Origin of the sequence: Streptomyces sp. NBC_00400 (genome assembly GCF_036048035.1) — a bacterium.
Classification (GTDB): Bacteria; Actinomycetota; Actinomycetes; order Streptomycetales; family Streptomycetaceae; genus Streptomyces.
This window is the reverse complement of record NZ_CP107940.1, coordinates 5,360,370-5,384,137: the sequence shown is the minus strand read 5'-3', so window position 1 is coordinate 5,384,137 and position 23,768 is coordinate 5,360,370. Positions and strand designations below refer to the sequence as shown.

The 23,768-nt window shown below is 70.5% G+C and carries 19 protein-coding genes and 2 tRNA genes; 11 read left to right on the top strand and 10 right to left on the bottom strand.

The annotated features are described in order from the left end of the window. Nucleotides 1–39 precede the first annotated feature (39 nt). The gene (locus OHS81_RS23620; protein ID WP_328386660.1) at nucleotides 40–954 is read right to left on the bottom strand and encodes a maleate cis-trans isomerase family protein; all 915 of its coding nucleotides are present in this window, start codon (nucleotides 952–954) and stop codon (nucleotides 40–42) included. Between the two features lie 208 nt (nucleotides 955–1,162). Between OHS81_RS23620 and OHS81_RS23615 the strand changes: the two genes are divergently transcribed. Both OHS81_RS23615 and OHS81_RS23610 read left to right on the top strand, forming a co-directional pair. Beyond that, nucleotides 1,163–2,128, top strand: coding sequence for a D-2-hydroxyacid dehydrogenase (locus OHS81_RS23615; protein ID WP_328386659.1), 966 nt, complete (start codon nucleotides 1,163–1,165; stop codon nucleotides 2,126–2,128). A gap of 78 nt (nucleotides 2,129–2,206) precedes the next feature. Then, complete coding sequence (locus OHS81_RS23610) at nucleotides 2,207–3,628, top strand: amidase (RefSeq protein ID WP_328386658.1); 1,422 nt, start codon at nucleotides 2,207–2,209, stop codon at nucleotides 3,626–3,628. Nucleotides 3,629–3,692: 64 nt separating this feature from the next. Here the strand turns inward: OHS81_RS23610 and OHS81_RS23605 are convergent, their stop codons facing one another. Beyond that, the gene (locus OHS81_RS23605; protein ID WP_328386657.1) at nucleotides 3,693–4,193 is read right to left on the bottom strand and encodes a DUF3830 family protein; all 501 of its coding nucleotides are present in this window, start codon (nucleotides 4,191–4,193) and stop codon (nucleotides 3,693–3,695) included. A 110-nt stretch (nucleotides 4,194–4,303) separates the two neighbouring features. Between OHS81_RS23605 and ehuB the strand changes: the two genes are divergently transcribed. From ehuB to OHS81_RS23575, 6 genes are all read left to right on the top strand, one after another. Further along, the gene (gene ehuB / locus OHS81_RS23600; RefSeq protein WP_328386656.1) at nucleotides 4,304–5,242 is read left to right on the top strand and encodes an ectoine/hydroxyectoine ABC transporter substrate-binding protein EhuB; all 939 of its coding nucleotides are present in this window, start codon (nucleotides 4,304–4,306) and stop codon (nucleotides 5,240–5,242) included. Beyond that, on the top strand, nucleotides 5,239–5,970 hold the full coding sequence (gene ehuC, locus OHS81_RS23595) for an ectoine/hydroxyectoine ABC transporter permease subunit EhuC (protein WP_328386655.1): 732 nt from the start codon (nucleotides 5,239–5,241) through the stop codon (nucleotides 5,968–5,970). Before ehuB ends, ehuC begins: the two co-directional genes overlap by 4 nt. Before the next feature lie 32 nt (nucleotides 5,971–6,002). After that, nucleotides 6,003–6,620 carry an ectoine/hydroxyectoine ABC transporter permease subunit EhuD gene (gene ehuD, locus OHS81_RS23590; RefSeq protein ID WP_328391379.1) on the top strand — a complete coding sequence of 206 codons (618 nt, stop codon included), beginning with the start codon at nucleotides 6,003–6,005 and terminating at the stop codon, nucleotides 6,618–6,620. Then, nucleotides 6,610–7,461: an ectoine/hydroxyectoine ABC transporter ATP-binding protein EhuA gene (ehuA, locus tag OHS81_RS23585; protein WP_443058754.1), complete on the top strand. Its 852-nt coding sequence runs from the start codon at nucleotides 6,610–6,612 to the stop codon at nucleotides 7,459–7,461. Before ehuD ends, ehuA begins: the two co-directional genes overlap by 11 nt. 442 nt (nucleotides 7,462–7,903) lie before the next feature. After that, nucleotides 7,904–8,662 (top strand): IclR family transcriptional regulator, encoded by a 759-nt coding sequence (locus tag OHS81_RS23580; protein ID WP_328386654.1) that lies wholly within the window; start codon nucleotides 7,904–7,906, stop codon nucleotides 8,660–8,662. Between the two features lie 73 nt (nucleotides 8,663–8,735). Continuing rightward, nucleotides 8,736–8,809 (top strand) — tRNA-Lys (locus OHS81_RS23575). Nucleotides 8,810–8,988: 179 nt separating this feature from the next. On the opposite strand, the gene OHS81_RS23570 is transcribed toward OHS81_RS23575, so the two are convergent. The 4 genes from OHS81_RS23570 to OHS81_RS23555 all read right to left on the bottom strand — a co-directional run bounded on the left by OHS81_RS23570 (nucleotide 8,989) and on the right by OHS81_RS23555 (nucleotide 13,874). Continuing rightward, nucleotides 8,989–10,839, bottom strand: coding sequence for an AMP-binding protein (locus OHS81_RS23570; protein WP_328386653.1), 1,851 nt, complete (start codon nucleotides 10,837–10,839; stop codon nucleotides 8,989–8,991). 171 nt (nucleotides 10,840–11,010) lie between these two features. Further along, nucleotides 11,011–11,604: a lytic polysaccharide monooxygenase auxiliary activity family 9 protein gene (locus OHS81_RS23565; protein WP_328386652.1), complete on the bottom strand. Its 594-nt coding sequence runs from the start codon at nucleotides 11,602–11,604 to the stop codon at nucleotides 11,011–11,013. A 327-nt stretch (nucleotides 11,605–11,931) separates the two neighbouring features. Then, complete coding sequence (locus OHS81_RS23560) at nucleotides 11,932–13,098, bottom strand: hypothetical protein (RefSeq protein WP_328386651.1); 1,167 nt, start codon at nucleotides 13,096–13,098, stop codon at nucleotides 11,932–11,934. A 356-nt stretch (nucleotides 13,099–13,454) separates the two neighbouring features. Continuing rightward, nucleotides 13,455–13,874 carry an SsgA family sporulation/cell division regulator gene (locus OHS81_RS23555; protein WP_328386650.1) on the bottom strand — a complete coding sequence of 140 codons (420 nt, stop codon included), beginning with the start codon at nucleotides 13,872–13,874 and terminating at the stop codon, nucleotides 13,455–13,457. Nucleotides 13,875–14,331: 457 nt separating this feature from the next. On the opposite strand from OHS81_RS23555, the gene OHS81_RS23550 reads away from it, so the two are divergent. From OHS81_RS23550 to OHS81_RS23540, 3 genes are all read left to right on the top strand, one after another. Beyond that, nucleotides 14,332–14,405, top strand: a tRNA-Lys gene (locus tag OHS81_RS23550). 1,175 nt (nucleotides 14,406–15,580) lie between these two features. Continuing rightward, entirely contained in the window at nucleotides 15,581–17,686 is a 2,106-nt protein-coding gene (locus OHS81_RS23545; protein ID WP_328386649.1) for a glycosyltransferase family 2 protein, read from the top strand. Next, nucleotides 17,683–19,638, top strand: coding sequence for a kelch motif-containing protein (locus tag OHS81_RS23540; RefSeq protein WP_328386648.1), 1,956 nt, complete (start codon nucleotides 17,683–17,685; stop codon nucleotides 19,636–19,638). Before OHS81_RS23545 ends, OHS81_RS23540 begins: the two co-directional genes overlap by 4 nt. Nucleotides 19,639–19,704: 66 nt before the next feature. Here the strand turns inward: OHS81_RS23540 and OHS81_RS23535 are convergent, their stop codons facing one another. The 4 genes from OHS81_RS23535 to OHS81_RS23520 all read right to left on the bottom strand — a co-directional run bounded on the left by OHS81_RS23535 (nucleotide 19,705) and on the right by OHS81_RS23520 (nucleotide 23,492). Next, on the bottom strand, nucleotides 19,705–20,781 hold the full coding sequence (locus OHS81_RS23535) for a glycoside hydrolase family 6 protein (RefSeq protein WP_328386647.1): 1,077 nt from the start codon (nucleotides 20,779–20,781) through the stop codon (nucleotides 19,705–19,707). Between the two features lie 142 nt (nucleotides 20,782–20,923). After that, nucleotides 20,924–22,024 carry a sortase domain-containing protein gene (locus OHS81_RS23530; protein ID WP_328386646.1) on the bottom strand — a complete coding sequence of 367 codons (1,101 nt, stop codon included), beginning with the start codon at nucleotides 22,022–22,024 and terminating at the stop codon, nucleotides 20,924–20,926. Next, a complete protein-coding gene (locus tag OHS81_RS23525) occupies nucleotides 22,014–22,319 on the bottom strand; it encodes a hypothetical protein (protein ID WP_328386645.1) in 306 nt (101 codons plus the stop codon). The genes OHS81_RS23530 and OHS81_RS23525 overlap by 11 nt, the downstream gene beginning before the upstream one ends. Nucleotides 22,320–22,712: 393 nt before the next feature. Further along, nucleotides 22,713–23,492 (bottom strand): HAD-IIA family hydrolase, encoded by a 780-nt coding sequence (locus OHS81_RS23520; protein ID WP_328386644.1) that lies wholly within the window; start codon nucleotides 23,490–23,492, stop codon nucleotides 22,713–22,715. Between the last annotated feature and the right edge of the window lie 276 nt (nucleotides 23,493–23,768).

The following is a 23,768-nucleotide window of genomic DNA, read 5'->3' as shown; positions in this document are numbered from 1 at the left end:
GGCAGCATCCGTGGTGGTGCGGGCAGGTGCCCACCCGCCTCACACCGGGGGCAGACCTCCTGTGTCCTCGGGCGGATAGGCCGGGGGTTCCAGACCGTCAAGGGCCTCCCCGTCCGGCGCCGCGGCGGATCCGGCGAAGGCGGCCTCGGGGGTCGCCCCCGTCAGCCCTTCGCCCGGTCCTGGCTGCTCCGATCCGGTCATCGCGGCCGGGCCGCGGCGCGCCACCGGATCGAGCAGCGCCTGGTACGGGCCGACCGCCTGGACGCCGATGGCACGCAGCGCCGCCCACATCGTGACCTGATTGGCGGACAGCACCGGCATCCTCAGCTCGGCCTCCAGCTGCGGGATGACGTCGTACGTCGGCAGATTCGTACAGCTGATGAAGAGGGCGTCGGCGGAGCCGACGACGGCCGCGCGGGCCATGTCGACGACGTCGCGGTACGGCACCTTCCAGATGTGCCGGGTCAGCCCGAGGTAGGCGCGGCCGGTGACCGTGATGCCTGCTTCACCGAGGTAGTCCTCCAGGGAATCGGTGACCGATTTCGTATAGGGCGTGACCACGGCGATGCGCCGTGCGCCGATCTCGCGCAGCGCTTCGATCAGTGCGCCCGATGTCGTGAGGGAGACAACCTCCCCCGCCTGGGCCATGGCGGCGCACATGGCCCGCTCGCCCGCCACCCCGGCGACAAAGCTGCCGGACGTGCAGGCATAGGAGATGACCTGCGGTGATACCGCACACAGCGCCTGGACGGCGGCGTGCAGCGTTTCGTGCTCACTGACCAGACGGGCCAGATCGAGGCTGACCTCGACGGGCACAAAAGGGGTGCGGGTGAGGTGGAGGGACACGTCGTCGGGGACCCAGCGCCACAGCTCTCTGTCGAGAGCGAAGTCGAAGGGAGCGACGACGCCCACGCCGAGCTGCGGCTGTGGGCCACCCAGAAAAGAGACGTCCATGAAGGCCCCTAGAACAAAAACGAAGGGCTGGAATGGCCAGGCCAGTGGCCGGGGATGAGGTGCAGCCGGATCAAGCCGGGACGTCGGAACAGAGCCGTTGTTGACACGGTAGATACGACTTCTTAGCGTGGTCAATCCTCGCATCCCAGGCATCTGTCGGCGCCCCTTTCCATGAAAGGGGACTCACGTTTCAGAACGGTTTCTGGCTATGTCCGAAAGCACCGTCCTCGTCCTCGGTTCCGACCCGCCGCCGAAGCTCGACCGGCTCACCGGCCGGGCTCGGGTGATCTTCACCGATGAGGATTCGCTCGCCGACCGACTCCCCACCGCCGACGTGTTGTTGGCCTGGGATTTCACCTCCGATGCGATCCGCAGAGCCTGGCCGGAGAAGGGCCCCAGGCCCCGGTGGGTGCACACCGCGAGCGCGGGTGTGGACCAGCTGCTGTGCCCGGCGCTGATCGCCGACGACACCCTGGTGACCAACGCCCGGGGGGTCTTCGAGCAGCCGATCGCCGAGTATGTGGCCGGGCTGGTGATCGCCATGGCCAAGGACTTCTACGGAAGTTGGGAGCTGCAGCGGCAGCGGCGCTGGCAGCACCGCGAGACCCTGCGGCTGGCCGGCAGCCGGGCGGTGGTGGTGGGCTCCGGGCCGATCGGCCGGGCCATCGGCACCACCCTCCTGGCACTGGGTGTCAAGGTCGACCTGGTCGGCCGCCGGGAGCGCCGGGACGACCCGGAATTCGGCCTGGTCCATGCGAGTGAGGCGCTGAACGGCCTCCTGCCCCAGGCGGATTGGGTGGTCTGTGCGGCGCCCCTGACCGAGGCCACCCGCGGCCTGTTCGACAAGGCGGCGTTCTCCCGGATGCCACCGCGGGCCCGGTTCATCAACATCGGGCGTGGCCCGCTGGTCGTCGAGGACGCCCTGGTCGCGGCGCTGCGCGAGTGGCGGATCGCGGCGGCGGCGCTGGATGTCTTCGAGCAGGAGCCGCTGCCGTCGGACAGCCCGCTGTGGGACGTCCCGCATCTGATCGTCTCGCCCCATATGAGTGGCGACACCCTGGGCTGGCGGGACGCCCTCGCCGAGCAGTTCCAGGACAACTTCGACCAGTGGTCGGCCGGCAAGCCGCTGCACAACCTCGTCGACAAGAGGCTCGGGTACGTACCGGTGCGGTGACGGCGCCGGCTGCCGGACCGGGCGCGCCACCCCGCCCCGCCACCGTCCCGCCCGGGGCGGCCAACGCTCGGAGGACGTATGACCACCGAACCGACCCACCTCGCCGACCTCACCGCCACCCGGCTCACGGCCGGGTACGCGGCCGGCGAGTTCTCTCCCGTCGAGGCGGCCCGGGCGGCGCTGGAGCGCGCCGAGGCCGCACAGGCCGCGACGAACTGCTTCACCCGGATCGACCCGGACGAGGCGCTGTCGGCCGCCGGGGAAGCGGAGGAACGCTGGCGGGCCGGTACGCCTGCCGGGCCGGTGGACGGGGTGCCCGTCACCGTCAAGGACCTGATCCTCACCCGGGGCGTGCCGACGCTGCGCGGTTCGCGGACGGTGCGGGCCGAGGGCCCGTGGGAGGAGGACGCCCCGTCGGTCGCCCGGCTGCGGGAGTCCGGGGCGGTGTTCCTCGGCAAGACGACCACCCCGGAGTTCGGCTGGAAGGGCGTCACCGACAGTCCGCGGCACGGGGTGACGGGCAATCCGTACGACCCGGGGCGCACCGCGGGCGGCTCCAGCGGCGGCAGTGCGGCGGCGGTGGCGCTGGGCGCCGGGCCGCTGAGTCTGGGTACGGACGGCGGCGGTTCGGTCCGTATCCCGGCGTCGTTCTGCGGGATCTTCGCCCTCAAGGCGACCTACGGGCGGGTGCCGCTGTATCCGGCCAGCCCGTTCGGGACGCTGGCGCACGTCGGGCCGATGACCCGGGACGCGGCGGACGCGGCGCTGATGATGGAGGTGATCTGCGGCGCGGACTGGCGGGACTGGTCCCAGCTCGGCCCGGCCGGCGGGTCGTTCCGGGAGGCGCTGGCGGGTCCGGTCTCCGGGCTGCGGGTGGCCTACAGCCCGTCACTCGGCTGGGAGGTGCCGGTGGCCCCGGAGGTCGCCGCGGCGGTCCGGGGGGCCGTTGACACGCTGGCCGGGCTCGGCGCGTCCGTCGAGGAGATCGACCCGGGCATCGCGGACCCGGTGGAGGCCTTCCACACGCTGTGGTTCAGCGGCGCGGCCCGGGTGGTGCAGCATCTGGACGACGACCGGCGGGCGCTGCTGGACCCGGGGCTGCAGGAGATCTGCGAGCAGGGCGCCCGCTACAGCGCGCTGGACTACCTGGCCGCGGTCGATACGCGGATGGCGCTCGGTCAGGCCATGGGACGCTTCCACAGCGCCTACGACCTGCTGGTGACCCCGACCGAGCCGATCACCGCCTTCGAGGCGGGCGTCGAGGTACCGCCCGGATCCGGCCACACCCGCTGGACGGGCTGGACGCCGTTCACCTACCCGTTCAACCTCACCCAGCAGCCGGCTGCGACGCTGCCCTGCGGGGTGGACGGCGACGGGATGCCGATCGGCGTCCAGCTGGTCGGCGCGCGGCACGCGGACGCGCTGGTCCTGCGCGCCGCACACGCCCTCTACGAAGCGGGGACCGCGGAGATCCCCGCGCCGCCTGCCCTCAGGGGCTGACCGCGAGGTCCCGTCGCCGCCCCCAAGGGAGGGGGACGGCGACGGGAGGTGACCACGACAGGCTCTAGACCCGCCGGAAGTTGAGGGTCTCCCCCAGGGCTCCGGCCCGCCACAGGTCCTGGCAGGCGTCGGCCATCCGGTCCAGGCCGTCGACGACACTGCCCCACACGATGCCCGGCACCCAGCCCGCGTCACCGTTGATCAGCAGATTGTTGCGCTCGTAGAACAGCGCAAGGTCCACAACGGTGGCGCGGCCCTGGTGCGTGGCCTGGGTCTCGTAACCGTAGGACTTCGTCCCCAGTTGGGTGTCGGTGAAGGTGAAGTAGCACAGATCGCCGGGGATCGGAGTGATCGTCGGATTCTCCAGCGGCGGCTCCTCCGGGGCGAACGGCGCGAGCAGGGCGTAGATCTCGTTGCGGGCGTATTTGGCGTGATAGACGTCGCCGCCCAGTGGGAGCGCGTCCCATACGGCATTGCAGGTGATCGGCGCGCGGTCGTCGAGCAACTTGGCCGTGCAGCTCACGCCGCGCTTGTCCAGGGAGACTTCGATGAAGCGATCGGTCATGCCCCGATCGTAGGTGGGCAATACCGGCGTACGGAACAACTCCGGGGCGCTTCTATCAAGGGCTGGAAACGATCGGCATATATGCCAGGCGTTCGGGTAGCCGCGCGCCCATGGCTCCACCACAGGAGAACACCAAAATGATCAAGAGAAAATTGGCCGGAGGCATCCGGCGGCGAACGCTGCTCGCGGGGGTGGCGGCGCTCGGCACGGCGGGTGCGATGGGAGCGGGCACGGGCTGCTCCCGGGTGGATGTCTCCGGGGCGACCGGGGGCGGACACCAGCTGGAGGACCTGCGGAAAAAGGGCACGGTCCGCATGGGCATCGCCGGCGAACCGCCCTATGCGTCGATCAACAGCAAGGGCGAACTGACGGGTGAGGCACCCGCGGTCGCCAAGACCATCTTCCGCCGGCTGGGCATCAGGAACTTCGAGCCGGTACCGGTCGAATTCGGCGCATTGGTGCCCGGTCTGCACTCCTTCCAGTACGACGTGATCGTCGCGGGCATGTTCATCAACAAGGCCCGCTGTGCGGCCGTTCTCTTCTCCGATCCGGATTACGAGAACAAGGACGCTTTCCTCGTGCCCAAGGGCAACCCGAAAAATATCCATACCTATGCAGATATCGCCAAGGGGCACCTCCGGATGGGCTCCGGTATCGGTTATGCCGAGATCGACTACGCGGTCGGCAACGGCGTCAAGAAAAGCGCCATCCAGACCTACGGCGACCAGATCGGCGGCATGGAGGCCCTGGAGGCCGGCCGGATCGACGTCTTCGCCGGCACCGCGCTGACCATGATCGAGGCGCTGAAGACCGGCGCCCACCCCAAGATCGAGATGACCCCGCCGTTCACACCGGAGGTCGACGGCAAGCCCCAGCGCGACGGCGGCGGCTACGGCTTCCGGATCGGCGAGACCAAGCTGCGCGACGCCTTCAACCGCGAGCTGCAGAAGATGAAGAAGAGCGGTGAACTCCTGCGCATCGCCCGGCCGTACGGCTTCACCAAGGAGTTCCAGACCGACCTCACGGCGAAGGAGCTCTGCAAAAAGTGACCGGCGCTCTGTGGGAACTCTTCTTCGAGGGACTGTGGATCACCATCCAGCTGATGGTCTACAGCGCCGCCCTGGCCGCGGTCGTCGCCTTCGGCATCGGCCTGGCCCGCACCTCACGGTTCTGGATCGTCCGCTTCCTGTCCGGGGTCTACGTGGAGTTCTTCCGCGGCACCTCGGCCCTGGTGCTGATGTTCTGGCTGTTCTTCGCGCTGCCGCTGCTGGGCTGGCAGTTGGTCGGCATCTGGGCGGGCACTTTGGCGCTCGGCCTGTCGTACGGCGCGTACGGCTCCGAGATCGTCCGGGGCGCCGTCCAGGCGGTGGCCCCCGCCCAGCGCGAGGCGGCCATCGCGCTGAGCTTCACGCCCTGGCAGCGGCTGCGGAAGGTGATACTGCCGCAGGCCGTCCCCGAGATGATGCCGCCCTTCAACAACCTGCTGATCGAACTGCTCAAGGGCACCGCGCTGGCCTCGCTGCTGTCCATCGGCGAACTCACCTTCCAGGCCAAGCTCGCCCGGCTGTCGACGGGCCAGAGCGCCCAGATCTACGGCATCATCCTCGTCCTGTACTTCGCGGTCGCGTTCGTGATGACCCGGATCATGCGGATGCTGGAGCGCCGCGCCAAGGCCTCGGTCGGCCGGGCGGTGCCCAAGGGCGAGGGCTGGTTCTCCCGCAAACTGCCCGTCGAGAAGCAGGGCCCCGAGGCGCTGGCCACCGGAGGAAAGCCGTGAACAACTGGTCATGGAGCTACGTCGGCGAGATCATGCCCGACATCCTCAAGGGCCTGTGGATCACCGTCCAGGCGACGGTCTACGGCTCGCTGGTGTCCTTCGCGCTCGGGCTGGTGTGGGCGCTGGCCCTGCGCGCACCGAGCCGCTGGGTGACCTGGCCGGTCAGCATCTTCGTCGAGTTCATCCGCAACACCCCGCTGCTGGTGCAGCTGTTCTTCCTGTTCTTCGTCCTGCCGGGCTGGGGTCTGACCTTCGCGCCGCTGACCACCGGTGTCATCGGCCTGGGCCTGCACTACTCGACGTACACCTCCGAGGTCTACCGCGCCGGTATCGACGGGGTGCCGCCCGGCCAGTGGGAGGCCGCCACGGCGCTCAGCCTGCCGCGCCGGCGCACCTGGACCGCGGTGATCCTTCCGCAGGCGTTCCGCCGGGTGGTGCCCGCCCTGGGCAACTACGTCATCGCGATGTTCAAGGACACACCGCTGCTGGCCGGTATCACCGTCGCCGACATGCTCTTCCAGGCGAACAGCATCAGCGCCACCACCTTCGACTACCTGGAGCCGATCACCGTCGTCGGCATCCTCTTCGTGGTCATCTCCTACCCCACCTCCCTCCTCCTGCGAGCCCTGGAGCGTCGCCTTGTCCGCTGACCACACCCCCTCGAAAGACGCGAAAGACACGGCCGGCCCGGCGGACGGGACCTCCCCCCGGACGGAGTCAGGCGAAGGCACCGAGCTGATCCGCTTCGACAAGGTCACCAAGCGGTTCGGGGCCCACACGGTCCTGGACTCGCTGGACTTCACCGTCTCCTCGGGCAAGCACGTCACCCTGATCGGCCCCTCCGGGTCCGGCAAGACCACGATCCTGCGGCTGCTGATGACGCTGCTGAAGCCCGACGAGGGGACGATCAAGGTCGGCGGCAAGTACCTGACGCACGAGGAGAAGGGCGGCAAGCTCGTCGCGGCCGGCGAGAAGCACATCCGCGAGGTCCGCAAGAACATCGGCATGGTGTTCCAGCAGTTCAACCTCTTCCCGAACATGAAGGTGCTGCGGAACATCACCGAGGCGCCGGTGCACGTCCTCGGGCTGGACAAGGACGCCGCCGAGGAGCGGGCCCGCGACCTCCTCGAACTGGTGGGCCTGACCGAGCACCTCGACAAGTACCCCACCCAGCTCTCCGGCGGCCAGCAGCAGCGGGTCGCCATCGCCCGGGCCCTGGCGATGCGCCCGCAGGTGCTGCTGCTGGACGAGGTGACCTCCGCGCTCGACCCGGAGCTGGTGGCCGGGGTGCTGGACGTCCTGCGGGACATCGCGCACACCACGGACATCACCATGCTGTGCGTCACCCACGAGATGAACTTCGCCCGGGACATCTCCGACGATGTCCTGATGTTCGACTCCGGCCGGGTCATCGAATCCGGGTCTCCGGAGAAGATCTTCAGCGAGCCGGAGAACGAGCGCACGCGGGAATTCCTGAGCGCGGTGCTGTAGAGCGGCGCTGCAGAAGGGCAGCCGCTGGGCGCCGGGTCCGGTGTCGTGAGGTGACTCGGCGTCGTACGGCCGGATTTGGCTCCCCGGGTTTCGGGGGACCGGGCGTCCGGCTTTCGGACCGACTCGCGGAACCGGCCACAGATGTGGCCGGTTCCGTACCCTTCCGAGGCTTTCCCCCTCCCTCGTCCCGGGGTATACGGGTGCCGCGGGGCACAAAGCACCAGGACACCGGGGGCATCTTGACCTTGGCATATGCCGAAGTCTCAAGCCCCAGTACAGAAACGGCGGGCACGCTTCTTTTCAGTCAAGACCCCCTCCCTCGAGGGCCGTTGACCGCTATCGTGAGGGCAACGCCGTTGTCCGGGACCGGCCGCACAAGCGCCGGCCGAGACCGCCAACGACCGTCATGACGCAAGCGGTAACAACCTGCTAGGGGGACACCGTGGCGCTGAAGCCCGAGCCGACCGCGCCGTTCCATTCGGTGCAGTACGCCCTTCGCGTGCTCGAAACGATCTCCAGGCACACCAGCGGTGTGACCGATGCACAGATCGCCCGCGAAACGGGACTGTCCCCGGGCCAGCTCGCCCACATGCTGTCGATGCTCCGGCGCGAGGGTTATGTCGAGCAGGTCACCGACGGCGCATACGTCGTAGGCGAATCGCTCCTGCTCCTGGGGGCGGGCGGCGACCGCAACCAGGCACTGCGCGACAAGCTCCAGCTCACCCTCGACCACCTGCGCGACTCGGTCGGCGCGGCGGTCTACATCAGCCGGTACATCGACGGCGAGGTGAAGATCCTCCACTACGCCGACGGACCACTGGCTCCCAAGGTCAACGAGTGGGCCGAATTCCACCGCACGGCACACGCCAGCGCGGTCGGCAAATGCCTGCTGGCACAGCTCGACCACGACGGCCGCAAGGACCATCTCTCCCGTCACAAGACCGCCCGGCTCACCTCCCGGACGATCACGAACGAGAAGGTCCTGTTCCACAAGCTCGACAGCCAGCCGCCCACGGTCCCGGTCCTCGATCTCCAGGAGTACGCCGTCGGCACGGTCTGCGCGGCCGTACCGATCACCGCCGGTGCGACGGTCGGCTGCCTCGCCCTCTCCATGCCGCTGGAGCACGCCCACCGCCTGCGCCAGGCTGCCGACACCCTGAACCGCCAGGCCGCGCCGGTACTGCTGTCGCTGGCGATCTGAGCCCCTGCGCCCTGACCCGCTTGCGTGGTCATGAGCACCCCTCTCGACCAGGTAGTATTTCTTTCGTCAGCGCGCGCCGCTAGCTCAGTTGGTTAGAGCAGCTGACTCTTAATCAGCGGGTCCGGGGTTCGAGTCCCTGGCGGCGCACGTACCAAGTGGGCGTTTCCGGTTCTCCGGGGACGCCCACTTTGTTGTGCCGGGACGGGGCTGCCCGGGACGGGGCTGCCCGGGACGGCGGGCCCCCGGATCGCCGGGCCCCGCAACTCCGGGCCGGATCGCTGAGGCGCAGCACCGGACCGGATCACCGGCGGGCCCTCCGTCGTGGGTCACCGGTCCAGGAGGTGGGCCCGGTCGTGGTCGCGGTACAGCGCCAGCAGGGCGGCCCGGTCCGCGGCGGTGAAGCGGCGGTATGCGCTGCCGGCGGGGACGACGGGCGCGACCGGGGCGACCGGCGCGGCGGGGCCGGAAGGGCCCGCCGCGGAGACCGGGGAGACGGGGGCAGCCGGGGAGACCGGCGAGACCGGGGACCACCAGACCGGCTCCGGGCACCGGAACCCGGTCCGGCGCAGGGCGGCCCGGTGCACCTTGTGGGTGGCGGTCACCGGCAGCGCGTCCAGGATCCGTACGAACCGGGGAGCCATTTTCGTCCCGAGATCGGGCTGGGCGGCGAGGAAGGCCACGAAGCCGTCCGGGTCGAACACGGCGCCGTCCCGCAGCGCCAGGGCCGCCATGGCCTGGTCCCCCGCGACCGGGTCGGGTACCGCGTACACGGCCACACCGGCGGCCGGGGCGTACCGGGCGAGGATGTTCTCGATCATCGCGGCGGCCAGGTTCTCGCTGTCGACCCGCAGCCGGTCATCCGTCCGCCCGGCGAAGTGGAAGAACCCCTCGGTGTCCCGGAAGAAGAGGTCGCCGGTCCAGTACCAGCCCGCGCCGACCCGGCCTTCGCCCCGGCCGCGGGTGCGGGCGGCGGTCGCCTCGGGGTTGCGCCAGTAGCCCTCGAAGGAGCTGCGGCCGCGGTTGACCAGCTCCCCTGTCGCCTCGTCCCCGTTCAGCAGCCGGCCCGCCGGGGCGAGGCGGGCGCGCGGCAGCTCGGCGCCGGTCTCCGGATCGACGACGGCGAGATCGTCGCCGGGGGCCGCCCGGCCGATGGCGCCGGGCGGGGTGTCCGGGGTGCGCTGGATCGCCGCGCCGCCCTCGGAGGAGCCGTACCCCTCGGTCAGGCGGACGCCGAACCGTTCGGCGAAGCGGGCGGCGTCGACGGCGCCCGCCTCGGTGCCGAAGCCGCTGCGCAGCGTATGGTCCCGGTCGTCGGGGGCGGGCGGGGTGGCGAGCAGGTACTGCACGGCCCGGCCGACGTAGGTGAAGTAGGTGGCCCCGTGGCGGCGCACATCGGGGAGGAAGGCGGAGGCCGAGAAGCGGCGGCGCAGCGCCACGGCGGCCCCTCCGGCCAGCGCCGGGGCCCAGCCGGCGATCACGGCATTGCCGTGGAACATCGGCATGCAGAGGTAGTGGACATCGTCCCGGCGCACCCCGAAGTACCTGGCCAGCGAGTGTCCGGCGGCGGCCAGCCGGCCCTGGGTGCACAGGGCGGCCTTGGGCGCGCCGGTGGAGCCGGAGGTGAAAGAGAGCAGCATCCGGGAGGCGGGGGCCGGGGTGCCGGTGGCGCCGTGTCCGCGTCCGCGTCCGCCTGCCGCGATCTCGCCGGGCGTCGTGCCCTCGTACGGCCCGAGCAGGTCCCGGTAGGCCGGGTCGTCCACGACGAGGATCCGCTCGGGCGGGACGGGGAGGTCCAGGCCGGCGAGCAGCGGCAGCTGGGCGCGTTCGGTGATCAGCAGCGCGCAGTCGGTATGGCTGATGTCGCGGGCGAGTTCCGGCCCGCGGCGGGTGGGGTTGAGCCCGGCGACCGCGGCCCCGGCGAGCGCCGCCGCACTCAGCCACAGCGGGTACTCGGGCACATTGCCCAGCAACACCCCGAGGTGCGGCTCGGCACCGCGCGGCAGCAGCTCCCCCAGCAGCGCCGCCCGCGCGGCGGCGCCGCCCGCCAGCTCGTGATGGGTGAGCACCAGATCCTCGTACTTCGCTCCCACCCGGTGATCGCCCCACTGCGCCTGGACGAGCTCCGCGACGGTGGCGGCGCCGGAACGTTCCTGACCGCTGGTGCCGTTGGCTGCCATGGCGTCGGAGGGTAGCTGACGTGGCGTCAGGTGGGGAGGGCGGGGCCGGGTTTTCCCCGGGGGGAGACGGAGTGGGGAGTGGGGAGTGGGGAGTGGGGAGGCCCGGCGGGGGTGCGGCGCGGTGTCCCCCGCCGGGTCGTCGGGGCGTCAGGGCGTCAGGGCGTCAGGGCGTCAGGAGAGGTCGACGTCCGAGCAGGCGTAGAAGGCGTTGCCTGTGTCGGCGATGTTCCAGACGCCGAGGATGAGGTGGCGGCCGGATTTCTGGGTGGGGACGGTGCCCTGGTGCTGGACGGTTTCGCCCGGCCGGGCGCCGCCCATCGGGACCGTCATGAACGGCTGGGGCTCCAGGTCGGCGCGGGTGAGCGGCTTGCCGGGGTCGTAGCCGTCCTTGGTGATGAAGTACTCGAAGTCCGTGGTGGCATGTCGCGCCGTCAGCCGCCAGGTGAAGGTGTAGCCCTGCCCCGATGAGAGCTTGGTGCCGGGCCATTTTCCGCCGCGCGGGTCGTCCAGCTGGGCGAAGTTCTGCTGCCCGCCGGAACAGATCCTGCCGTCCGCCGGGCCGGCGGCCGGGAAGCCCTTGGGGCCCTCGACACTCTGGGGTTCGTACTGGATCGCGCCGCAATCCTTGACGGTGCCCTTGGCGCAGAGCGCCTGCCGGCTGGGCGGCGCGTCGCTGTAGCCGTGACTGGAGGCGCTGCCCGTGGAGAGGAGGGAGACACCGAGGACGCCGAGGCCGATCACGGCCGCACTGATCTTTTTGCGCATGCTTCGCTCCTGAAGAACGTGGGGGAGTTCCATGCCGGGAGAAATGCAGTGCACTGCGGTGCCGAACTCTGCGGTCTAGACCAAACAGCAGAGTAGGACTGCGGCATTGGCATGTCCAGACCAATCACTGCAATCGGTGCGGAGCAGTTCCGTGCCGGTGCGGAGCCGGCTCGCGTGGGTGCGGAGCGACCCCGGCCGCGTCCGGTCCGGCCACATTCAGGCCAGGCCAAGCCAGGTCGGGTCAGGTCAGGTCGGGTCAGGTCGGGTCAGGTCGGGTCGGGTCGGGTCGGGTCGGGGTGAAGCCAGACCAAGCCGAAGCAGGTCAGGTCAGGCTGCCGCCGTGAGGGGGGCCGTGGTGGGGCGGGCGGCGGCCTGGACGAGGGCCGTATAGGTGCGGCGGAGGGCGATCAGGGACTCCTGGGCCTCGCGGTAGACGGCGGCGTCGGGGCCGCCGCGGTGGGCGAGGGTCCGTACGGGTGCACAGTGGCGGTCCATCGCGCTGAGCCAGGCACGGTGCTGTGCCGGGAGATGGCGCCGCAGCAACTGGCGCCTGCCCTCGCCCATACGGCGTCCGCCGATACCCAGCACCGCTTCGGCCGCCTGGAGGACCGGCGGCTCCAGGGCGCCCTGTTCGGCGAGCGCACCGAGCACCGCACGCTGCTGCGGTGTGGCCGGCGCGGCCGTCAGTTCCGCCGCCTCGGCGACGAGCTGGGCGCGCAGCGCATGCTGAACACGGACCAGGCGGCGCAGCGCCGTCGGGGTGGAGGAGTCGTCGGGTGACCGGCCCGCAAGGGTTTCGGCGAGCCGGAAGAGCCAGATCCCGTGCGCCTCCAGGCGCGTCGCGGCCAGCATCAACCGGTCCAGACGACTGAGCGGCTGGCCCTCCGGGGCCCAGCGGACGATCGGCACGAGCACTTCGGTGCGGGCCAGTTGGTCTATGGGGATATGGCGGCGGGGCTTGCGCTCGGGGACCCAGTTGTGGAGCGCGAGGGTGGGCAGGGCGACGAACTGATCGTGGTCGATACGGTGGGCGATCGCCGCCCACAGATCGAGAAACGCCTCGTCGGCGACCTCGCGAGCGGCCGGAGCCTGCGGGTCGAGGCCACCCCAGCCGCAGGAGACCGCGATCACCGCGATCCGCAGGGCGGCGGCCTCCGCATTGCGCAGGGAGAGGCGGGAGACGCGCTGCCGCAGGGCGGACAACTCCTCCGCGCGATGCGCGCGTTCGACGAGCGCGATGGCGGCCTCACGGTCGGGCGCGACCGCGACCGCACGTGCCATGACGTCCAGCCGGGTCCAGGTTCCGATCATGGAACGGACGGGCGGCCGCTCGGGCAGAAAGCCGTGGGCACAGGGGTCGTGCGGGGAGGCGGAGGCAGGTTCGGCGGAGGAGGCGGAGGAGGCGGAGGCGCCCGGGGTCACCTGGGTGGCCTGGGTGGCCGACGGTATGCCGGGGGCGGAGTCCGGGGTCGGGGCCGGCGTTCCGGAGCTCACCGGCGTTTCGGAGCTCACCGGTGTCGCGGCGGACGGGCCGGACACACCGGCGGCCGGTATACCGGCGCCGGGGGCGGCCGCCGCCACGTCCGCAGGTCCGGTCGGCTTCCTGCCCCTGCCCGGGGCTGCGGGTGTGCCCGCGGACCGGGCCGCGGGCACACCCGCAGCCCCGGTCGCGCTCACGGCCCCCGGCGCAGTCGCGGCTGTGGTCGCGGCCGTGGTCGCGGCCGTCACCGTCGCCGTACCCGCAGCCGTGCCCGCGGCGGCCCTCGCAGTACCGGCCGTGGTCGCGGCCGTAGTCGTAGTCGTAGTCGTAGTCGTAGTCGTAGTCGTGATCATGATCGCCCTGTCCCCCCTCAGCACTTCCCGGCGAACAGCCGGGCCAGGTGAGTGTCCATGTCGAGATAGCGGTCCTCATGGCCGGGCGGAACGATCGCCGCGGTCTGCTCCAGCCAGGCGGTCAGCTCGATCGCGCGCACCGACAGCTCACACACGCTGTCATCGGTGGACAGCTCGATGTGCACCCGCCGTGATGCGCCCGGCCGGCGGAAGGGCCACACCCGTACGTCCCCCTCGCCTGCTTCGCCGTACAGCCCAGCCAGCAGCAGATCACGGGCGAACAGCCAGGTGGCCACCTTCTGGCCACGGCTGATGAACGCGACCTCGACCTCGTAAGGGCGGTCGCTGCGATAGCTGAACCGGCCGGCCACCGGAACCGCTTCGTCCGGCCCGAGGAGGAGCTGCATCTCAAGGGTGCGCTTGGCTGTCGACACCACGACGATCAACCTTTCCGACGGAGGGGCGAGTCCCGGGGACCCGGTCCGGGGCGCGCGTCCTGGCAGACGTTGCTGTGGAGGGTGGGGTTGCAAAGGGGAGAGGAGGAGTGACGGACGCCATGGCCGACACCCTCCGGGCGCGCTCCGTTCTTTCGTCCCGACGTTCGCTTCAGCCTCTCAACCGGCAGGAGATATCGCATGTTGACGGGGCAACTGATGTCCGACCGCCATGGAGCCGATGAAATCGATCTTCGTGGAGCAATGCGGGCGGACCGCGGGACGAAGGCCCCCGGACCAAGAGTCTTTTGCCCCCTATGAGGTGACTCCCTGGTGAAGTAGGGCGGAACCACCGGACGCCACGGCGAGTGGCGGGGATCACATGGGCCGAGCGCGTGAGCGCAGCGGTCGGGGGTACGGAGCACCTCTCGCGTTCGTGTAAAGTTCTTCAGGTCAGCGCGCGCCGCTAGCTCAGTTGGTTAGAGCAGCTGACTCTTAATCAGCGGGTCCGGGGTTCGAGTCCCTGGCGGCGCACGTAAGACTGAGGCCCCTCGCCATGCGGGGGGCCTCAGTCATGGGGTCGACCGGACGGATGACCACCCCCGCACCCCTCCCCTCGGCCTGCCCCCCGGATGGCGGCAGCCGATTCCCTTGCGATCACAAACGGTAATGATCCGATCGCACACAGATTCACCCACCCCCGGCGCCCTCCCTTTTCTCCGCAAGTACGCCACTCCGCCGCCACGCGTTTCCACCCCCGCTCCGGATCCGCCCTCGACCGGCGGCGGCATCCAGGCGACCAAGGCGGCCGAGCCGTCCGAAGCGGCGACGACGCCATAGCAACAGGACTCCGGAAATCGCGGGCCCATCCCCCACGGAAGGCGCTTCCCGCACTCCCCCGACGACGGTCGCCCATAGGCCGGGCGAGCGGGGATTCCCTCTGCCTCCCTCCCGGGAAGTGGTCACACCTTCGGCCAAATCGGCATACTCAGTGGTAACTTCACCGGGGTCGGCAAGCAGGTCGAACGCGTCATGGATCCACTCCCCGGCTGCCCGGCCGACACATTCCCGCAGACGCCGATCCATACCGCACCTCCGGCGTCTCAAGTCCCCTGAACAGGCTGTTTGTTCGGGGGATGGCAACCTCCGCGCCCTCCGTCGCACCCCGCCCGGGAATCCCCTGGCGCGCCGGCCACCTTTACCGGTTGGCGGCGGATCGACCGGGGAATTACTGGTGCGGGGCACCCCCTTTACGCACGGGATCCTGCTGGACACCCAGAGCGAGGAAGCCTTGACAATTGCCCCGATATCCGTTGACAGCGGGAGAATTGGCGCCAGTTCCGTATCAAAGTGATGTGCCCCGCGCCACACCCGGCCCCGTCTTGCGCACTCTTGTACACAATTCCCTGGACAACTCTTGCCATCACGACGGCGGTTAGGGAACCTGACCTGATAACTCGGCGAAATGAGGGCCGCATCCAGCCGAGTGGGACCAGTCGGGCACGCCGGATGGCGTGATGTGAACACGGGGAAATCGCCGCTTGGCAGGATCGCGGCAGCGTTGCATACGCAACCGGAGGACGGCTGCCAACCGTCCGACGGTGCAGGCGGCCGACAGCAAAGCGCCCGAGTCGGTCGCGGGGGACCGCGGACTCGGGCCATCAGCACAGACGGCACGCAGCCAGGGTTGCGTGCGGGGGGATGGACTCATGACGTCGCCGCCTGACGGCTCCCGGCCGCAGCGCCCGTACGACCCGTCGGCCACGGCGCGCCTGCGCGTGCCACGCCAGCACCGGCAGCGGCGGACCCAGCGCAAGCCGCTGCCGCGCTATGACTACGAGCACTACAGCCGGCTGGCCGGGCCGCTCACCCGGCCCGACCCGGACAAGCCCTACAAGGTCCGCTACCGCTCGCTGCTCGCGGACGAACCGCACCGCATACGGGCGGCCCTGCTGCTCGGCGCCGCGCCGCTGGTCTCGTTCGGGCTGCTGGTCTGGCTGATGCAGCCGACCCACTGGACCGAACGCGACTACCCCGCCTATGACTTCCTTCCGGCGCTGGACGTCGTCATGCTGGTCTCGATCGGGCTGATCGAGCTGTTCCGGTGCATGAATGTGCTGTCCAACGCGCATGCCACCCTGGTCGCCCGCGACCCCGTCCCGGTCATACCCGAGAGCGGCACCCGCGTCGCCTTCCTCACCTCGTTCGTACCGGGCAAGGAACCCCTCGCCATGGTGACGAAGACGCTGGAGGCGGCGGTCAAGATCCGCCACCGCGGTCTGCTGCACGTCTGGCTGCTGGACGAGGGCGACGACCCCGAGGTCAAGGAAGTCTGCCGGCGCCTGGGCGTCCACCACTTCAGCCGCAAGGGCGTCCCGGAGTGGAACCAGGCCAAGGGCCCGCACCGTGCCAAGACCAAGCACGGCAACTACAACGCCTGGCTGCAGGCGCACGGCGACGCCTATGACTACTTCGCCTCCGTCGACACCGACCACGTCCCGCTGCCCAACTACCTGGAGCGGATGCTGGGCTTCTTCCGCGACCCGGACGTCGCCTTCGTCATCGGCCCGCAGGTGTACGGCAATTACGACACCTTCGTCACCAAGGCCGCCGAGTCGCAGCAGTTCCTCTTCCATGCGCTGGTCCAGCGGGCCGGCAACCGCTATGGCGCCCCGATGTTCGTCGGTACGTCCAACGCCGTACGCATCAGCGCGCTGAAGCAGATCGGCGGGCTGTACGACTCGATCACCGAGGACATGGCGACCGGCTTCGAGATGCACCGGCACAGCAACCCGCAGACCGGGAAGAAGTGGCGCTCGGTCTACACCCCGGACGTGCTCGCGGTCGGCGAGGGGCCCACGGCCTGGACCGACTTCTTCACCCAGCAGCTGCGCTGGTCGCGCGGGACGTACGAGACGATCCTCAAGCAGTTCTGGAAGGCGCCGTTCACGCTGCCCGCCGGCCGGCTCTTCAACTACACCATGATGGTGATCTTCTACCCGATGTCGGCGCTGAACTGGATCCTGGCAGCGCTCAGTTGTGCGCTGTTCCTGGGCCTGGGGGCCTCGGGTGTGCAGATCGATCCCGCGGTGTGGATGATGCTCTACGGCAATGCCTCGGCGCTGCAGATCGGCCTGTACATCTGGAACCGGCGGCACAATGTCTCGCCGCACGAGCCGGAGGGCTCCGGCGGGGTCGCCGGCATGGTGATGTCCGCGCTCTCCGCGCCGATCTACGCCCGGTCGCTGTTCGATACGGTGCTGCGCCGCAAGAGCAAGTTCGTGGTCACGCCGAAGGGCGACTCGTCCAGCCCGGACACGCTCTTCGGGACGTTCCGGGTGCACCTGTTCTTCCTGCTCGTCTTCGGGGGCTCGCTGGTCGCCTCGTTCGTGCTGGGGCACAGCCACCCGGCGATGGTCACCTGGGCCACGCTCGCGATGCTGATCACCGCCGCGCCGATCATCGCCTGGCGGCTGACCGTACGGGGTGAGGAGCGGAAGCGGAGGGAGGCGGCGGCTGCCGGGGGTGCCGAGGGTGTGGGTGCCGACGGAGCCGCCGGTGGTGCCGAGAGTGCCGGTGGTGCCGGTGGTGCCACGGGCGGTGTCGCGGATGGTGCGCTGCCGGCCGCCGCCCGGGCCGACGGCCAGCCGGCCGCCCCTTCCGCCGGCCCCTCCGCCGGCCCGCGCGTGGGCCCTGACCAAGCCCCCGACCAGGCCCCTGACCAGGGCCCTGGTCAGACCGCTGATCAGGCCGACGCCCCGGCCGTCAGCTCCGAACAGACCCTGCAGATCGCCCTTGGGGGACGTCACACATGAAGTACCGTCCGAACCGTCGCACCCGCCGAGTGGCGATAGCGGCGGCGGTGGTGCTCGCGCTCGCCGCGATGAACGGGCCGGCCCTCTACGGCTTCGCCTCGGAGCAGTACCACCAGTACAAGATCAACAAGCCCGAGTACAAGGCGGCGAACGGCCACTGGGATGTCGTCAACGTCCCCGACAAGTACCGCATCAACACCATCCACGCGGCCCTGCTGCACACCGGGAAGGTGCTGCTGGTCGCCGGCTCCGGCAACAACGCGGCCAACTTCAAGGCCAAATCGTTCCGTACGGTCCTGTGGGATCCGGAGAAGAACACCTTCAAGAACATCCCCACGCCCAAGGACCTCTTCTGCTCCGGGCACACCCAGCTCCCCGACGGCAAGCTGCTGGTGGCCGGCGGGACCCAGCGCTACGAGAAGCTGAACGGCGATGTGAAGAAGGCCGGCGGCCTCATGATCGTCTACAACGAGGACCCGGACGCCCCGAAGACCTTCCCGGCCGGCACGCTCTTCACCGGCAAGAAGAACGGCAAGACCTTCGCCTCCAAGGACCCGGTCGTGGTGCCGCGGGCCAAGAAGAAGACCGACCCGAAGACCGGCAAGGTCACGGTGGTGCACAGCGAGGCGCGGGTCTATGTCGAGGCCCTGAAGGACGGCCGCAGCTACTCCACCGGCGCCCAGGACAACTACCGTATCCACGGCCTGACCGGTGCGGCTGCCCACAACTTCTACGGCATCGCGCAGAAGTTGTCCTTCGACAAGAAGGACTTCCAGGGGATCAAGGACTCCTTCGAGTTCGACCCGGTGGCCGAGCGCTACATACCCGTCGACCCGATGAACGAGGCCCGCTGGTACCCGACGCTCACCACGCTGCAGGACGGCAAGGTCCTCTCCGTCTCCGGGCTGGACGAGATCGGGCAGGTCGTCCCCGGCAAGCAGGAGGTCTACGACCCGAAGACGAAGAAGTGGACCTACCTGCCCAAGCGGCGCTTCTTCCCGACCTACCCGGCGCTCTTCCTCACCGACCAGGGCCGGATCTTCTACACCGGCTCCAACGCCGGCTACGGCCCGGACAACATCGGCCGCACCCCCGGCATCTGGGACCTGAAGTCCAACAAGTTCCAGGTCGTGCCCGGGATGAGCGATCCGAAGATCCTGGAGACCTCGATGTCGGTGCTGCTGCCGCCGGCCCAGGAGCAGCGGTACATGGTGCTGGGCGGAGGCGGGGTCGGCGAGGACCCGAAGTCCACGGACAAGACCCGCATCGTGGATCTGCACGCCCCGTCGCCGCGCTTCAAGGACGGCCCTCCGCTGTATGCGAAGGCCCGCTACCCGAGCAGCGTGATCATGCCGGACGACACCGTGCTGACCACGAACGGCTCCGGTGACTACCGCGGCCGCAGCGACTCCAACATCCTCAAGGCGGAGCTGTACGACCCGGCGGCCAACTCCGCCCGCCAGGTGGCCGACCCGCTGGTGGGCCGTAACTACCACTCCGGTGCGCTGCTGCTGCCCGACGGCCGGGTGATGACCTTCGGCTCCGACTCCCTCTACGCCGACAAGGACAACACCAAGCCGGGCGTCTTCCAGCAGCAGATCGACCTCTACACCCCGCCGTACCTCTACCGGAAGTCGCGTCCCGAGCTGACCGACGAGGGGCCGAAGACGGTCTCGCTCGGCGGCAGCGCGACCTTCGGCTCCCCGCACGCCGCCGGCATCAAGAAGATGCGGCTGATGCGCCCCGGCTCGTTCACCCATGTCACCAATGTCGAACAGCGCTCGATCGCACTGGACTTCACGGTGGCCAAGGGCGGGGACGGAGTGACGGTCACCCTGCCCAAGGACCCGTCGCTGGTGCCGCCCGGGTGGTACATGCTGAACGCGGTCGACGGGCACGGCACCCCGTCGAAGGCGGTGTGGGTGAAGGTGCCCGCGACACGGGGTCAGTGAGTGTGACGGCAGCGGCTGCCGCAGGTCCGGCCGGGCCTGCGGCAGCCGCTGCCGCCCGCTGCCCCGCTATTCGGCGCTACGGGCCAGTCCCAGGGCGTACTTGGGCCACCAGGTGCCCGCCTTGGGACCGCCCTTGCAGGTGCCGTCCGACTCTCCCGGGCGTTTGATCCACAGGTAGGCGGCTATTCGGGGGTCGCCGGTCTTGGTGGTCGGTGCGGTGCCCAGGGCGCGGCCGGGCGGGTTGCACCAGTTTTCCGGGTCGTCCCCGCCGGGGGCCGGACCGTTGCCGTTGCGGCTGGTGTCGATGACGAAGGGCTTGCCGCCGACCATGGCGGACAGCCGCTTGCCGTACTTCGTGTTCTCCGCGGTGGTCTGGTAGTTGGAGATGTTCAGCGCGAAGCCGTCGGCGCGGTCGATGCCGGCCCGCTTGAGGGGTTCGACCATCTGGCCCGGGTCCTTGATCCAGTGGGGATTGCCGGCGTCCAGGTAGACCTTGGTGCGGGGCAGCGCCTTGAGCTTGCCGACCGCTTCCGTCAGCAGGGCGTAGCGCTCCTCGTGGAACTGCTGCGGGGTGCACTTGTCCGCGATGTGCGGCAGCGCGTCGGGCTCCAGGATGACGGTGGTGGCGCGGTCACCGATGCCTTTGAGTACGCCGTCCAGCCAGGCCCGGTAGGCATTGCCGTCGGCGGCACCGCCCTGGGAGTAGCGGCCGCAGTCGCGGTGCGGGATGTTGTAGAGAACGAGCAGCGCCTCGCGGTCGGCCTTGGCGGCGGCCTGGGTGAAGCCGCGCGCCTCCCCCTGGGGGTCGTCGACACCTATCCACTCCGCGACCGGCTGCGCCGCGATCTTGTTGGCCAGGCGGGCGTCCGCGGTCTTGCCCTCGTCGCCGTAGTCGGATACCTGGCGGGCCGCCTTGCTGTCGGGGTTGACCCAGAACGGGGCGACGGCCTTGGGGCGTTGGCCCGGTTTGGCCGGAACGCTGTCGTCACCGTCGCCGGAGGAACAGCCGGCGAGCAGCAGCAGGGCCAGTGCCCCCACCGCCGTCCTCGTCGACGCCGCCCCGGCATGCGCGGTCCGCCGCCGGCCGCCGCGGGGCCCGACGGGCGGACCGGCACCGGCCGTCCGTCGCAGATCGCCGTACATCCACTCCCCCTCGGAACATCGAACAGGGCCGGCGGGGACCGCCGGCCTCACCATCGTGGCACACGGCCATCCGCCGGGGTCGGCCTGTGGACGGGCTGTCCACAGGCTGCTAAGACGCTTGACGAATGGCGCTCGTGATGGTTCAGCCGCCCCGCGTGCCCTCCGCCTGAAGGGACGTCAAGTAGGCCGACACCACGACCACGTTCGAGGCCCCGCTGCCACGGGCGTGCGGGGCGGCGTGGCCGTTGCCGCCGTCGTCGACGATCAGCCGGAGTTCGGAACGGGCCCGGTCGCGGGCGGCGTAGGCCCTGCGTGCGTCGAAGCGGTCACGGTCGTAGAGCTGGACGTCCTCGACGGTGAAGCGTGCGGTGCTGCCGTCGGAGCGCTGGATGTCCACCCGCTCCCCCGGCCTGAGGGCGGTCAGACGGTGCACGAGGGTCTGCCGGGCAGGTGAGTCGCGGTCGGCGCCGCCCCGGCCCACGAGCAGCGCCGCACCCGCCTCGCCCGGTCGCGGCCCTTCGGCGTACCAGCCGACGAGGGCCGGGGAGGTGTCCGGGGGCGGGGTGAGGATGCCCTGCGCGTCGAGGCCCCGTGCGACGATGCCGCCCTCCCGTACACCGAGGGCGTCGATGGTGAGGCCAACGGGCTCTGCCTTCACGGCGGCGGGCAGCGGCGCATGCGCATGTGGAGGGGCCTGACGGCCCAACGGGCGCCCGACGGCGGCGACATCACCGGTCGTGGCGAGCTGCGCGGCCACCCCGTCCGCCAGATCACGGCCCCACAGCCACAGCCCCAGCAGCAGCACGGCCCAGGCCACACCGGCGAGAAGCTTTCCGGGGGTGGTGGCCGGATGGCGGCCGGGGTGGCGGGTGGGGCGACGGGTGTGGCAGGGGGTGTGGGCGGGGCTGTGGGCGGGGGCGGAGGCGGAGCTGGTGCCGGAGTTGAGGCTGGGGCTGGGGCTGGGGCCGGGGCCGGGGTGGTGGCTGTGGCGGTTGTGGCCAGGGGTGGGGCCGAAGTTGATGCCGGGTGGGGCGAAAGGGCTGTAGGGGCTGTAGGGGCTGTAGGGAGTATGGGGAGCGTGGGGGCCGCGGGCACGGAGGGCGCCGGAAGAGGAGAAGGCGCCGCGTGTGCCCGACAGGGCCGGCGCCCCGGCCCTTGCCTCGGTCCTCTCCTGCTCCTCAGTGCTCACCTGTCCGTCAGTGCTCACCTGTCCGTCATTGCTCACCTGTTCCTCAGTGCTCATCGGCCTCACCCCGCCGCTCGCGGCGCAGTCGCATCCGGAGCCGGAGCAGCTGTCCCGCGATGACCAGGACGGCGCCGCCGGCCAGCACCAGGCCGACGGCCGAGGTGCTGCTCAGCTCACGACTCGGCGAGGCCTCGGCGGGCACGCCGGTGCGGGGGGCCGGAGCGGGACGGACCGCGGGAGCGGGGTGGAGGGCCGGCGCGGGATGGGGTGCCGGCGCCGACGCGGGGACGACCGAGGCGGGGCTCGCCAGGGCAAGGGCCGCCGAAGCAGGCGTCGCCGGGGCAAGGGCCACGGAGACCGCTCCGGTCCCGGCGGCGCAAGCGTCCCCGCCGTACACGGGCGGCGTCATCACCGCGCAGGCCGCGACCGCGGCGCAGAGAGCAAGTTGCCGTGAGCGCATAGTGAACCTCCGATACCTCCGAAGGTCCGCCCGTGCGAGCCCGGCCGCATCCGGTAGCGGTCCGGGGCTGCGCCGTTCGGGTGGGGTCAGCGGCGCCGGAGGTCCGGGCCGTCCGCGGCGCGCCAGGCACTACGGGGCGCCGGACGTCCATGGCACCGGTGGTCCGGCCGTCCACGGCGCCGGTGGTCCGGCCGTCCACGGGCGCGGGTGGTCCGGCCGTCCACGGCGCGGACGCTCGTGGCCGCCGGGCGCCGATCCCCCCGGCTCACGCGCCCTCGGCGCCGCTCACACCAGGTCGATCAGGTCCGCGATCGAGTCCACCACACGGGAGGGCCGGAACGGGTGCCGGTCGACCTCCTCGGGACGGGTCAGTCCGGTCAGTACGAGGAAGGTCTCCATGCCCGCCTCCAGTCCGGCCAGCACATCGGTGTCCATCCGGTCGCCGATCATCGCGGAGGTCTCGGAGTGGGCGCCGATGACGTTGAGCCCGTGCCGCATCATCAGCGGGTTGGGCTTGCCGACGAAGTACGGATCGACGCCCGTCGCCTTGGTGATCAGCGCGGCCACCGAGCCGGTCGCGGGCAGCGCGCCCTGCGGGGAGGGGCCGGTCTCGTCGGGGTTGGTGGCGATGAACCGCGCCCCCTCGTTGATCAGCCGGATCGCCTTCGTCAGCGCCTCGAAGCTGTAGGTGCGGGTCTCGCCGAGGACGACATAGTCCGGGGAGTGGTCGGTCAGGACATAGCCGATGTCGTGCAGGGCGGTGGTCAGGCCCGCCTCCCCGATGACGTACGCGGTGCCGCCGGGCCGCTGGTCGTCCAGGAACTGGGCGGTGGCCAGCGCGGAGGTCCAGATGGACTCCCACGGCACCTCCAGCCCGATGCGGTTCAGGCGGGCGTGCAGGTCACGCGGGGTGTAGATGGAATTGTTGGTCAGCACGAGAAAGGGCTTGCCCGACTCGCGCAGCCGCTTGATGAAGGCCTCCGCCCCGGGGACCGGAACGCCCTCGTGCATCAGGACGCCGTCCATGTCGGTGAGCCATGACTCGATCGGCTTGCGCTCTGCCACTGCCGGACTCCTGCCGTGCGTGTTGACCAGGGGCGCCGGCCGTCTCCGTCCGTGGGTCACCCGCCGCGGACCACGGCGGATGATCCGCGGAACGTACATACGGAACGTACATACGGCCGACACACCCACCCTAAGTCAGCGGGCCGCCGCCCCGACCCGGCCCGCACCCCTGATCTCCGGCGGCCGGCAGCCGGCCGCACCCGCACCCGCACACCGCCGCTCACGGCGACGATCCACAGCAGGTCACGGGGCGACTCGGTGAGCCCTTCGCACAGG

Coding starts and splice junctions, on each gene's coding strand:
- OHS81_RS23530 (WP_328386646.1), bottom strand. CDS start 22,024: ATGAGCACTGAGGAACAGGTGAGCAATGACGGACAGGTGAGCACTGAC.
- OHS81_RS23565 (WP_328386652.1), bottom strand. CDS start 11,604: ATGCGCAAAAAGATCAGTGCGGCCGTGATCGGCCTCGGCGTCCTCGGT.
- OHS81_RS23545 (WP_328386649.1), top strand. CDS start 15,581: ATGACGTCGCCGCCTGACGGCTCCCGGCCGCAGCGCCCGTACGACCCG.
- OHS81_RS23570 (WP_328386653.1), bottom strand. CDS start 10,839: ATGGCAGCCAACGGCACCAGCGGTCAGGAACGTTCCGGCGCCGCCACC.
- OHS81_RS23535 (WP_328386647.1), bottom strand. CDS start 20,781: ATGTACGGCGATCTGCGACGGACGGCCGGTGCCGGTCCGCCCGTCGGG.
- ehuD (WP_328391379.1), top strand. CDS start 6,003: ATGCCCGACATCCTCAAGGGCCTGTGGATCACCGTCCAGGCGACGGTC.
- OHS81_RS23540 (WP_328386648.1), top strand. CDS start 17,683: ATGAAGTACCGTCCGAACCGTCGCACCCGCCGAGTGGCGATAGCGGCG.
- OHS81_RS23610 (WP_328386658.1), top strand. CDS start 2,207: ATGACCACCGAACCGACCCACCTCGCCGACCTCACCGCCACCCGGCTC.
- OHS81_RS23620 (WP_328386660.1), bottom strand. CDS start 954: ATGGACGTCTCTTTTCTGGGTGGCCCACAGCCGCAGCTCGGCGTGGGC.
- OHS81_RS23615 (WP_328386659.1), top strand. CDS start 1,163: ATGTCCGAAAGCACCGTCCTCGTCCTCGGTTCCGACCCGCCGCCGAAG.
- ehuB (WP_328386656.1), top strand. CDS start 4,304: ATGGCTCCACCACAGGAGAACACCAAAATGATCAAGAGAAAATTGGCC.
- OHS81_RS23605 (WP_328386657.1), bottom strand. CDS start 4,193: ATGACCGATCGCTTCATCGAAGTCTCCCTGGACAAGCGCGGCGTGAGC.